We start from the raw sequence: 11,779 nt of genomic DNA on the forward strand, positions 1-11,779 counted from the left end.
TTACACCACATCATGGGCCACCTCGCGCTCCAGCCGACCCGCCGTCATGACCACTTGCCGCTGGCAGCGTTCGGCCAACTGATGGTCATGAGTCACTACCACTAGCGTGGTGCCGTGCTTGCGATTGAGTTCAAACAGCAGCTCGATCACTTTCTCGCCGGTCTTGCTGTCGAGGTTGCCGGTCGGCTCGTCCGCCAACAGCAGGCTGGGACGAGTCATAAAAGCGCGGGCGATGGCCACCCGCTGCTGCTCACCGCCGGAGAGCCGTGGCGGCAGATGGTGCAACCGCTCGCCAAGCCCGACCGCGGCCAGCAGCTCGCGAGCTCTTGGTTCGCAATCACGCTCGCCGCGCAGCTCGGCGGGCAGCATCACATTCTCCAGCGCCGTCATGGTCGGGAGCAGCAGGAACGACTGGAACACAAAGCCGAGCTGCTCGGCGCGCAATCGGGCCCGCCCCTCCTCATCCAGCTCGCCAAGGGATTTGCCGAGGATTTCGATGTCTCCCTGACTCGGCAGATCGAGCCCGGCCAGCAATCCCAGCAGGGTGGACTTGCCGGAACCGGAGGCACCGACCAGGGCCACCGTCTCGCCGCTATTGACTTGCAGATCGATCCCTTCAAGGATGGTGAGGCTTTCCTGGCCGAGGCGAACCGATTTGCCGAGGCCCTTGACGACAATAATGGGGGTTGAACTCATGCTCTGTATCCTTTGTTCCAATCCCTTGATGACAATCCATAGCGGGAGTTGAATTGATGGTGCGTATTCTGTTTGCCTTGTTCGTTGGCCTCGGCAGCCTGCTCTCGTCGGCTCAGGCCCAGACCCTGCTGGTGCTGGGAGACAGCCTGAGCGCCGGCTATCAAATGCAGGTTGAGCAGAGCTGGCCAGCCCTGCTCAACCAGAAATGGCAGGAGGAGGGGGGCAAACACACCCTGCTCAATGCCAGCATCAGCGGTGAAACGACCCAGGGGGCGCTGGCCCGTCTGCCCGCTCTGCTGAAGGAGCACAAACCGGACTGGCTGCTGATCGAACTGGGAGGCAACGACGGCCTGCGCGGCTTCGCACCGACCATTACCCGCCAGAATCTGGCCAGCATGATCGCGCTCGCCAAGGAGCAGCAGACCCGTGTGGTGTTGACCCAAATCCAGCTGCCCCGCAACTACGGTGCCCGCTATCTGCGCCAGTTCGAACAGATCTTTCCCGAGTTGGCCCAGGCTAACGATCTGCCCCTGCTGCCCTTCTTTATGGATGATATTGCGCTGCGCCCTGAACTTATGATGAACGATGGTATTCATCCCACCCCGGCGGCCCAGCCCCAAATCCGCGATAAAGTCGCCCGCTTTATGGAGCCGCTGCTCAGCCAATAAGCCCGCCGTCTATCACCAATATCCCATAACAAAATATCCCGCCAAAATCGGATGTTTTGAATGGTCGACGATCTCTGCTTGGCACCTTGATTCACCCAATCCATCGCCAATACCCAATAACAACACATCCCGCCGAAGCGGGATGTGTTGTTATTGATTTAGCATAACCGACAGGCAGTTTCTCAGCTTTCCAGCACCTGACGCAGCCGCTCCTGGGCCACGCCGACCAGCAAGTCGGGCTGGAATTTGGAGATAAAGCGGTCACACCCCACCTTCTTGACCATGGCTTCGTTGAAGTTGCCGCTCAGGGAGGTGTTGAGGGTGATAAAGAGATCAGACATGCGCGGATCGCTGCGCACCTCGTGGGTCAGGCGGTAGCCGTCCATCTCCGGCATTTCGGCATCGGTGATCATCAGCAGGATCTCGTCGGTCACCTTCTTGCCAGCATCGCACCACCCCTTGAGCAGGGTCAGCGCCTGCAAACCATCCTGACACTCGATCACCTCAAGCCCAAGCTGGCCCAGGGTCTCGCGCACCAGATTGCGGGCGGTGCTGGAGTCATCGACGATCAGCACTTTGCGGCCATGCATCTCGGGCAGGATCTCCCGATCCAGCACCTCTTCAGAGATCCGGATGTCATAGGTGATGATCTCCGCCAGCACCTTCTCCACATCGATGATCTCGACGATCTGATCCACTCCATCTTCGGGAATGCGGGTGATGGCGGTGAGGTAGTTGGCGCGCCCAGCAGAGCGCGGCGGTGGCAGGATATCCTTCCAGGTCATGTTGACGATGTTGGCCACCTGCCCCACCAGAAAGCCCTGAATGGTACGGTTGTACTCGGTGATGATGAGGTTGGATTCACTGTCGATGGGCATGGGGCGCATACCGATGGCGCTGCGCAGGTTGATCACCGGGATCGAGGTACCGCGGATATTGGCCACCCCGCTGATATTGTGATGGGAGCCCGGCATCTTGCTCAGATGGGGCAACTTGACCACTTCCCGAACCTTGAAGACGTTGATGGCGAACATCTGACGGGTGCCGAGACGAAACATCAACAACTCGAGGCGGTTTTCACCCACCAGTTGAGTTCGTTGATCAACGGAATCCAATATACTCGCCATACGCTGATATCCATCTGATTATTAATCGACTCTATTATAGAGGCTGCCCGCCAGGAAAGGCAGGCGCATTTTCAACCAGAGCGACCAACCAGACAAAAAAAGTGAGGCCGAAGCCTCACTTATCTCATTGATTTTAAAATCAATAGCTACAGACAGACTTCCAGCTGCCATCGGTTGCCTTGGGTTCGCTGCTGGTCCACCAGTTTGCTTGCCACACTACCTTGTTATGGGTGATGCGATCGCCGCCATTGGCATGGTCTCCCTGCGGCCAGCTCGGATAGGCCTTGTAGGCTGCCGGATTGACGTTCTGGCTGCTGCAGCTGGAGCCCGGATTCTCACCGCCACCCGAGCCCAGCACGGCCTCCGGCAGGGTCGGGAACTCGGCCTTGAGACCAATGGTCTGGCTGCCGCTGATGATGCGCATACCGCTCGGCACGCCAGCGGCGGGCAGGTAGTAGGTCATGGCGACTTCAATCTCGGCCCCCGGCGCCAGAGTCTGCCAACCCGGCAGGTTCATGGCGACCTTGTGGAAATCCTTCTCATTGGCAATGCCTTCCGAGTTGTCGTTGCCACCGCTCTCCACCACTTTCAGGCCCATGCCACTCTGATCCGTGATGGTGTCAGAGGTGGAGGTGGGCACCAGAAACTCGATGCGCGCGCCGCCCGGAATGGTCTGGGTCGACTTGTTGACCAGCTTGAGTTTCGGGTTGATCGGGTAGTTGGAGTCCCCTTCCTTGAAGCCGGAGAGGCTGACCTGGATGTCGAGCTGGGCGCTCGGCGCGGCCAGATCGTTTTGCTTGGTGTTGTACGGAGTTGCCTTGGCAAACTTCTCGTAAGCCAAGGTGGTCAGGGTGCTGCCCATGCCGTACTCGTTCTTGGCCGGATCGAAGGCGTAGTCACCCGCCATCTCCCAGAACATCACGCCACCCAGACCGCGCTTGATGATGTAGTCGAGCTTGTGGCCCATGGACTCTTCATCTTCGGTTGAGAGGAACACCTTCTTCTCTTCATTCCACAGCCAGGGCGCGTGAGCCTTGTCATCGTAGTAACGCACATACTTGCCCTGCATCACGTGAGCCGGATTGTTGGGATCCAGACCCCAGGCAGTGCCATAACTTGGCAATGTGGTGATGCCGAGGCTGGCCGCATGCTCCAGGTTCTTGGCATGCCACATGGGCACGGCGCCACCGCCGATCTCTTTGCCGTTCTTGTCGAGATCATGCCAGATGTTGTCGATGCCGACCGCCCCGTTGCCGCACGGAATGGTGCTGCCACCTGTGCCCGGCTGGCACTCGTTCTGGCTCGGCAGGGCTGCCTTGCCACCCAGCCCGTGACTGCCACCGCTCACCCCCTGCCAACCGCGGGTGTAATAGGGCACGCCAACGTTGATCTTGCCAGCCGCCAGCGCACCGCGGAAGTAGTGGGCAGACCAGGCCGCGTTGAGGTAACCGATACCGCCAAACTGGGTCTGGGTATAGACGCCCCAATGGGAGAGCTCGGGGTCGGCATTGTTGTCGAACAGGGCCGCGTTGTGACCGACAAAGTGGTTCCAGGCACCGTGGAAGTCATAGGTCATCAGGTTGACGTAGTCGAGGTACTGGGTGACCTGGAAGTTCTCCATCCCCCGCAGCAGATAGGCAGAAGCCGGTGAGGCGATGGTCAGCATATACTTGCGGCCATCTTCGTTACCGGCGTTGTCGAGCCGCGCCCGCAAGGTCTTCATCAGCACCTCGTAGTTGGCAAACAGCTTGGCCCGGCACTGGTTGGAGAGCGGGAAATCGTTGGGGTTGCCCGCATCCTTCATCGAGGTGGGGTATTCGTAGTCGATATCGACCCCGTCAAAACCGTACTGGCGGATAAAACTCACCGCCGAGTCAGCCAGGGTGTTGATACCGGCAGTATTGACCGAGCAGTCACCCTTGGTAGTAGCGGTGTAGAAGCCGCGGGTATCGGCCCAGCCCCCGACCGAGATCAGGGTCTTCACGTCCGGATACTGCTTCTTGTACTTCGACAGCAGGTTGAAGTGGCCCTTGTAGGCGAATTCAGGATCCATCTCGGCACCCGGCACGCCATCCCAGGTCATCTTGGTGGCTGCATCGTCCACCTTGATGGTGTGGCTCTGCTCATCCACCGCCGCGAAGGCATAGTTGATGTGGGTGATCTTGTTCCATGGAATATCGCTCACCAGATAGGCGGGCAGGCCGTTCTTGCCGGTGCGCCAGGAGGTGAAGTAGCCGATGACCCGGCGGGCATGATCATCCCCCATGCACTCGTAGCCATCCGGGCGATAGACCTGGCGAATGTCACAAGAGAGGTTGCCACCGGTGGGCGGCAGCGCGGCCTCCTCGACATTGACGGTCACCGCCGCCGACTCGCCGCTCAGATTGCTCTTGTCAGTGGCCACCAGCTTGAGGGCGGCACTGCCTTTGGCATCCGGCGTCCAGTTCACCTGCCAGGGGGCTGTGGTATCTTCGCCCACCTTCTTGCCGTCGACATAGAGCTCGACTTTGGCCACATCGTTGTTGGCATCGGTGACGTTACCGCTCACCGCCACACTGCGACCCAGCGTCACCTTGGCGCCATTGGCCGGGCTGCTAATGTTCGCCTTGGGCGCCTCTGGCGCGACCACGGCGGCGACGTTGAAGCTCGAATCCGCCTCGCTCAGCACCTTGCCATCTTTATCCAGCGCGCGAGCTTTGAGGGTATGGGCCCCCACTCCGGCGGCGCTCCAGCTGGCACTCCAGGGGGAGGCGCTCGCCGTGGCGACCAGCTTGCCGTCGACAAGATATTCCACCCGGGCCAAGGCCGTTACCGGGCCGCTCAGGCTCACCGCCAGCGCCACGCTGGTACCTTCGTTGAAGCTGGAACCGGCAGCCGGTGAGCTGATGGCTACGCCGAGTGCAGGAGGAGGCACATCGCCACCATAGGGCTTCCAGGCATCTGCCCAGACCACCCCTACCCCCGGCTCATAGTGATAGGGGGATGCCCCGCACCACCCTGAATAGGGAAATTCTTTGCATTCATAGAGGGCGCCGACGTTGCTGACGATATCGCCAGCCTTGTAGGCAGTACCGGATTTATAGGCGGGATAAGCGGCCTGAGCCCAGGCGGGCGCAGCCGCAAGGGCGACCAGCATGGCAAGCCTGCTGGGTCTGAAGAGCTGTTGCATATTGTTATCTTCCTTGTTTTGTCTTGGCTTGGTCACCAAGGCAAAGAACAATCGCAACCTGCATGATGGGCGCAGACAACTGGCAATGGACCTGCCACAAAAACAACCCCTCACCCAGGGAAACCCCGCTATCTGGATCCACGATCGAGACCGGAAGCATTGCGCCCCGACATCACTGCCGGTTTGCCCTTTACCTGGGTTCCGTGAGGAACGAACCCAGTATAGGAAGGCGACAAGATCCCCTCAATCTTTATTCTCAAAGAGAATTATCCCCTGCCACGAAAGCGTCATGATCACAGGGTTAAAATTGATTGAATTATCAAAAAAATCATATCGTTACTGGGATCATAAAAACGCTTTCCCACACCTTCCCAGATTCATTTAATGTGCGTTGGCTCACTGGTATGACATGCCAGAAATGTGACAATGCGCGCCCTTGGTCAACGAGCCAAGGCTATGGAATCACTGGCAAAAATAAAAAAGGAACACCTATGAAAGGTACTCGTACCCTGCTGTCGCTGGCCGTGGGGCTGGCACTTGCATCCTCAGGCGCCCATGCGGCATTTGTCTGCCCGTCCGATCCGGCTCAACTCACCCCCATCCCGACCATTCAGGGCACAGGCTCCGCCAGCGCGCTGGCCACCCAGACCGTGACCGACAAAAACGGTAACGTGACCGGCAAAATCAGCCCGGGCACCTTCAACGTTCGCGGTATCGTGACGACTCTGGGCCAAAGTCTGACCAAGGGTTTCTATCTGACCGACCCGGTGGGCGATGGCAACCCAGCCACCTCTGATGGCATCTTTGTCTATCTGAACGACAAGGACTTCGCGACCAAATATAAAGACATCAAACCGGGGGCTGAACTCTGCCTTGAAGCCAAGGTCGAGGAGTATTACGGCGGCACCCAGCTCAAACCCACCTTCGAATCCAGCAAAGCCCGCCTGCAAGTCACCGCACAAGGGCTGAATGTGCCGACCAACGTACTGCTGGTCAATGAAGGGGAGACGCTGGCGCAAGCGCTCAATCGCCACGAAGGGATGCGGGTACGTCTCGACAGCAGCAGTGACCTGCACCTGACCCGCAACTACGGCTTCGACTACAAGGTTTATCGCAACAACGTAGAGTTGACCCACAAAACCCCGCTGATCAAACCGACCCAACTTCATGTTGCCAACAGTGCGGACGCTGTCGCACTGGCCACCAAAAATGGCAGCAACCGTCTGGTGGTCGAGTCTGATTACAAAGCACCGGATGGCGTACTGCCCTGGTTCCCAAGCTGGGATGCCGATCAGGGATATCTGCGTATCGGCGATCAACTGACCGGGCTGGAGGGGGTGATCGTATACAACAAGGATGCCTTCCGTCTGGTGGTACCGAGCGATGTCACCCTGACTGCTGGCGCCCTGCTGCGCAGCCCTGAAGAGGATCGTCAAGACGCGCCGGCTCGCCTCGCTGGCAGCGATCTGCGGATCGGCAGCTTCAACGTACTCAACTACTTCACCAGCCACTCCAGCATTGGCGGCGCACTCAATATCCTGTGCAAGGATCAGGCGGATGCCGACAACGCCAAAGGTTGCAACCGGGGTGCCAAGAGCCAGCCCGAGTTCGAGAAGCAGCGCACCAAGATCGTCAATGCCATCACCGCAATGGATGCCGATCTGCTCGGCCTGATGGAGATGGAGAACAACGGCTTCGAGGATAACTCTGCCCTCCACAATCTGGTGACCCGCCTCAACGAACAGCAAAAGGATGCGAGCAAACACTACGCCTATGTGCGTCTGCCGGTCACTGCTCTTACCGATGGCAAGTTCTTCGGCGGTGACGCCATCATGGTGGCAATGATCTACCGTCCTGCCCTGCTCACCCCCAGCGGGGATGCCAGCGTCATCAAGCTGCCGGAGCAGCGCTACACCACAGGTGGTGTGGCCAAGACAGCCGGTCAGCGCGACTCGCTGGTTCAGACCTTCACCCTCGCCAAGAGCAAGGAGCCGCTGACACTGGTGGTCAACCACCTCAAATCCAAGGGGTCAGGCTGCTACGAAAATGGCGATGGCAAGACAGAACCGGCCGACCTGCAGGGCAAGTGCACCGAGTTCCGGGTCTCTGCCGCCAAGGTGCTGGGTGAAGCGGTCAGCAAACTGCCGGGCCAGGTGCTGCTGGTTGGCGACTTCAACTCCTACGCCAAGGAAGATCCGATCCGGGTGCTGACCGACTACAACCCGGCCACCAGCGAGCGGAAGATCGTATCGGCCTCCCACACCTTTATCGGTGAGCAGCCCTATGAACAGCTCGGTCGCGAAGTGACTCGCAGCTACGGCCTGATCGATCTCAACGTCAAATTCAACAAGGAGAAAGCCATCTCCTACAGCTACGACGGGGAGCTGGGCACCCTGGACTATGCCCTCGCCAACCCGGCGCTGGCCAGCAAGGTGGCAGGTGTCGCCGACTGGCACATCAACTCCTTCGAGAGCTCCCTGTTCGAATACGGCAGCCAGTACACCGGCACATTGCTCAAGTCTGACAACCCCTTCAGTGCCTCCGACCATGATCCCATCATCGTCGACCTGAGACTGGAGAGCGATGCCACCAAACCGGACACCTCCTCAGGCGGTGGTGCACTGGGACTCGGCCTGCTGGCCCTGTTACCGCTGGCCTGGCGACGTCGCCGTTAACCACAAGCGCATCTGAATAGTGCAAGCAAAGCCCGCGAGTCTCGCGGGCTTTTTCATTCAGGTCATTGGATTTACAAATGAAAGGCGCGGACGTATGGAGAAAATAAATGATGGAGAAAACAAAAAGGCCACCGCGATGCGGTGGCCTTTTGCTTCTTGTAACAAGAATTTGGTGGAGCTACGCGGGATCGAACCGCGGACCTCTTGCATGCCATGCAAGCGCTCTCCCAGCTGAGCTATAACCCCGATTTTTGTGAATGACCGGCAGTCACTCTGAATTTGGTGGAGCTACGCGGGATCGAACCGCGGACCTCTTGCATGCCATGCAAGCGCTCTCCCAGCTGAGCTATAACCCCAAATTCGGTACTGAATGAATGGTTCTGGCGGCCATTCATCCTAAATAATGGTGGAGCTACGCGGGATCGAACCGCGGACCTCTTGCATGCCATGCAAGCGCTCTCCCAGCTGAGCTATAACCCCACAAAGGTCGGCTTGGGTGATACACACCACATTGCCCTGGGTATTCACTACAACAATCAGGAACCTGGTGGAGCTACGCGGGATCGAACCGCGGACCTCTTGCATGCCATGCAAGCGCTCTCCCAGCTGAGCTATAACCCCTTTGATTCCAGATTGTTCGAGGAGAATTTGGTGGAGCTACGCGGGATCGAACCGCGGACCTCTTGCATGCCATGCAAGCGCTCTCCCAGCTGAGCTATAACCCCAACTCACCTCGGCGCTGACGAAGTTATCTCCGGCAACGGAGGCGCATGATAGGCATCACCCGCTTTGCTGTCAACCCTAAAATAACCGCGACTGATTCGTTTAGTCAAAATTGCAGCAGTTCGCTGTTTTTACCAGCAAGACGCGTGCTATCTCTCTGTTTTATGTCATAAATCGGCTCAAGCACCTATAAAGGAGAGGCCGTGCAGCGAGCCTCTTTCCCCGTGCAACGCCCCCGCTCTCAGGCCTCTTGTGCTGGCTGATCATCAGCTTCTCCCCCGTCACCTCGGGAAAGCCTTTCCATAAAGGGCATTGCATTTGAAAACCCTCTCCATGATTTTTGTAAATTTACAACACAGAAAGTTGATCTGGCTCACAAATGACCATAGGATCAAACCGTGACCCAGGTCACACACCATAACCATAAATGACAGAGCGATGAGGTAAACCATGTTTGAGAATCTGGCAGTCCTGTTCCACCTGCGCGGTGCAACCACCAAGAACGGCGTTGTAGAGAAAGATGCCTATGCCCCCTCCACCCGTGAATACTACTTCCGCTACGGCAAGTAATTGCTGAAAGCCTTTCACGGAAAATGTAATAAAAAAACAACACACATCATCACACAGCCCTTTCGAGGCGCTGTCCTGTCCGGGCCAGATGTTCCACGGCCAAACCTGAACTCCACCAAACAAGAATGGGGCCCGCAGGCCCCATCTTTTATTGCTCCGGATTGTCATTGCACTGGATAGTGCGCTGGCTAATCGGCAAGCCTTGTAACCCTGAAACGGCTCAGAGTTTGATCCAGGCATCGGCCCAAGCCGTACCCTTGCCCGGCTCATAGGCCCAGGCGGCACCTGCACACCAGCCGGTGTAGGGATGCGGTTTGCACTCGTAGCTGGCACCGCCATTGCTGACCCGCTCGCCCGCCTTGTAGGGAGTCCCCTCTTTATAGACCGGATAGTCAGGCGGCGTTACGCCCCCCTCCTCCCCTTTCACCAGCAGGCTATGGGTGGCGCTACGGCTCAAGCTCCCTTCATCGGTCACCGTCAGTTTGATGTCCAGCCTGGTATCGCTGGCCGGCTTGGGCAGGGTCAACTCCAGCGTTACCTGATCCAGTGCTGGGGCAGAGGCTCCAGCCGGGATAGTCCAGGCATAAGAGAGTGGCTTGCCTTCCGGATCGCTGGAGTGCTGGCCGGAGAGGGTCACCTTGCTGCCACCTTCGGCCTGCGCCGGGCCGGTGATATTGGCCACCGGCGGCAGGTTCGTGCCACCGCCGTTATCCTCGATCACCACCTCCGGATAGAAGTGCTGAACGCAGCGGCTGTAATCCCCTGCCTTGAAAGCGCTGAAGCGGGTCTGGTAGCCCACCAGCTTGCACGCGTAACTCTTGCCGCCGTTGGGGTTCTCTGCCACATAGCTCCAGTCCTGCTCCCAATAGATGGGCAAGGCACCGGCGCCCTTGTCGTCAAACACCTTCATGTTCTTGCAACCCAGCACCTCGTCGGATGGCACCGCCACTCCGAGGTAGTTGGCAAACTCGCGGTAGTAGTTGATGCGGTTCTGGGACTGGGCGTGCTCGACCGGGCCGCCGCACTCCACCCCACCGTTGATGATCTGGGTGGTGACCCCGAAGCCCGGCACCAGACCGTTCTGCTTGTCATGGTCATTCGGCTGCCAGGTGCCATCGATGACATGGAGCATGGAGGGCTTGGGCGGCTGCGGATAGGTATAGAAGAACACCGCACTGGCGAGGTTCAGCCAGGTGTCGGCCACCAGATCGGGGCGGTCGAGCAGGGTGCGCACCGTGCCGAACATCGCCTCGGAGAAGGGGCCGTAGTTGTAGTTGTAGGAGAGCTGCTTGGCACCGCGGCCAAAGTAGCTCTTGAACTCGCCATTGTCGAACGTACCGCACGGCCACTGCTGACCCTGCCACACATCGGGGCGGCACTCGGCGTTGTAACCACCGCGCATGGTCTCATTCCATCCCATCTCGCGCACGTAGACCAGCGCCTGACGCCACTCGGCTTCTGGGCGCCAGTTTTCATGGCCACCGGTCTCCTGGGCGAAGTGGGCGAACATGGTCGCCAGGGTCTTGCGGCAGATGGCATCGGCATCGCGGCCATCGCTGTAGTCGCCGCACAGGCCCGGGAACTTGGCCGCCGCCTGCAGCAGGCCGCGATAGGTGTACTCGGGGGCGCGTAGCGGGAAGAGGTAGTTGAACTGACCCTCGCTCAGCAGGCTTTCGACCCGCTTGACGTTGCCCGGGTTGTCGGCACGGCCCGGCTGCACCGCCTCGACCACCAGATTGTCTCGGGTAGCGATGGATGCTTTGACCGCTTCCATCGCCGGGAAGTCGGTCAGCGCCTTCTCTTTGGCATCCAGCTCGGCCTGGCTCATATAGACGGGGGTGGTGCTGCCATCCGGCGGGGTTGGCGTCGGCGGATTGGGCTTGTCATCACCGCCAGTGTCCGGCGGGGTCACTTCCCCTTCGCCAATCAGCTTCCACGGGGTATCCCACTCATTGGCGGCCGCCATGCCGGGAGTCTGACCCGGGTTGACCCACCACTTGGCCTCGAAAACCTGGCCGTTGTAATTGACCTGGCTGCCGCCCGGGTAGGATTTGTTGATGTCGTATGCCTCGGCCGCCCACAGGTGGCCGCTCAGCATCATGCCGGCAAGCAGAAGGGTGATGCGGTTTTTTTTCATTATTGTTGCTCTCT

At 58.9% G+C, this 11,779-nt stretch carries 6 protein-coding genes, 5 tRNA genes and 1 riboswitch; of the genes, 2 read left to right on the forward strand and 9 right to left on the reverse strand.

Annotation, left to right across the window (positions count from 1 at the left end):
- Positions 1–696 (reverse strand): ABC transporter ATP-binding protein, encoded by a 696-nt coding sequence (locus tag AACT07_RS02125; protein WP_069526455.1) that lies wholly within the window; start codon positions 694–696, stop codon positions 1–3.
- A 56-nt stretch (positions 697–752) separates the two neighbouring features.
- Between AACT07_RS02125 and AACT07_RS02130 the strand changes: the two genes are divergently transcribed.
- The gene (locus tag AACT07_RS02130; protein ID WP_005335237.1) at positions 753–1,364 is read left to right on the forward strand and encodes an arylesterase; all 612 of its coding nucleotides are present in this window, start codon (positions 753–755) and stop codon (positions 1,362–1,364) included.
- 182 nt (positions 1,365–1,546) lie between these two features.
- Here the strand turns inward: AACT07_RS02130 and AACT07_RS02135 are convergent, their stop codons facing one another.
- Positions 1,547–2,491 carry a chemotaxis protein CheV gene (locus tag AACT07_RS02135; RefSeq protein ID WP_005335238.1) on the reverse strand — a complete coding sequence of 315 codons (945 nt, stop codon included), beginning with the start codon at positions 2,489–2,491 and terminating at the stop codon, positions 1,547–1,549.
- A 139-nt stretch (positions 2,492–2,630) separates the two neighbouring features.
- Positions 2,631–5,660: a glycosyl hydrolase family 18 protein gene (locus tag AACT07_RS02140; protein ID WP_069526456.1), complete on the reverse strand. Its 3,030-nt coding sequence runs from the start codon at positions 5,658–5,660 to the stop codon at positions 2,631–2,633.
- Positions 5,661–5,775: 115 nt separating this feature from the next.
- A riboswitch (cyclic di-GMP riboswitch) is annotated at positions 5,776–5,858 on the reverse strand.
- A 293-nt stretch (positions 5,859–6,151) separates the two neighbouring features.
- On the opposite strand from AACT07_RS02140, the gene AACT07_RS02145 reads away from it, so the two are divergent.
- Positions 6,152–8,335 carry an ExeM/NucH family extracellular endonuclease gene (locus AACT07_RS02145; RefSeq protein ID WP_069526457.1) on the forward strand — a complete coding sequence of 728 codons (2,184 nt, stop codon included), beginning with the start codon at positions 6,152–6,154 and terminating at the stop codon, positions 8,333–8,335.
- A gap of 170 nt (positions 8,336–8,505) precedes the next feature.
- Here the strand turns inward: AACT07_RS02145 and AACT07_RS02150 are convergent.
- The 6 genes from AACT07_RS02150 to AACT07_RS02175 form a co-directional block, all read right to left on the reverse strand.
- Positions 8,506–8,581: transfer RNA gene (locus AACT07_RS02150), tRNA-Ala, on the reverse strand.
- A 34-nt stretch (positions 8,582–8,615) separates the two neighbouring features.
- Positions 8,616–8,691: transfer RNA gene (locus AACT07_RS02155), tRNA-Ala, on the reverse strand.
- A 48-nt stretch (positions 8,692–8,739) separates the two neighbouring features.
- Positions 8,740–8,815, reverse strand: a tRNA-Ala gene (locus AACT07_RS02160).
- Between the two features lie 65 nt (positions 8,816–8,880).
- Positions 8,881–8,956: transfer RNA gene (locus tag AACT07_RS02165), tRNA-Ala, on the reverse strand.
- A 28-nt stretch (positions 8,957–8,984) separates the two neighbouring features.
- Positions 8,985–9,060: transfer RNA gene (locus AACT07_RS02170), tRNA-Ala, on the reverse strand.
- 788 nt (positions 9,061–9,848) lie between these two features.
- Positions 9,849–11,765 (reverse strand): glycoside hydrolase family 19 protein, encoded by a 1,917-nt coding sequence (locus AACT07_RS02175; protein WP_069526458.1) that lies wholly within the window; start codon positions 11,763–11,765, stop codon positions 9,849–9,851.
- Positions 11,766–11,779: the final 14 nt, after the last annotated feature.

It is taken from the genome of Aeromonas sp. ANP5, from assembly GCF_963870295.1.
GTDB classification, from domain to species: domain Bacteria; phylum Pseudomonadota; class Gammaproteobacteria; order Enterobacterales; family Aeromonadaceae; genus Aeromonas; species Aeromonas veronii.

Bases quoted from the DNA above. Each gene is read 5' to 3' on its own strand.
- AACT07_RS02125 (WP_069526455.1), bottom strand. From the start codon at position 696: ATGAGTTCAACCCCCATTATTGTCGTCAAGGGCCTCGGCAAATCGGTT.
- AACT07_RS02130 (WP_005335237.1), top strand. From the start codon at position 753: ATGGTGCGTATTCTGTTTGCCTTGTTCGTTGGCCTCGGCAGCCTGCTC.
- AACT07_RS02135 (WP_005335238.1), bottom strand. From the start codon at position 2,491: ATGGCGAGTATATTGGATTCCGTTGATCAACGAACTCAACTGGTGGGT.
- AACT07_RS02140 (WP_069526456.1), bottom strand. From the start codon at position 5,660: ATGCAACAGCTCTTCAGACCCAGCAGGCTTGCCATGCTGGTCGCCCTT.
- AACT07_RS02145 (WP_069526457.1), top strand. From the start codon at position 6,152: ATGAAAGGTACTCGTACCCTGCTGTCGCTGGCCGTGGGGCTGGCACTT.
- AACT07_RS02175 (WP_069526458.1), bottom strand. From the start codon at position 11,765: ATGAAAAAAAACCGCATCACCCTTCTGCTTGCCGGCATGATGCTGAGC.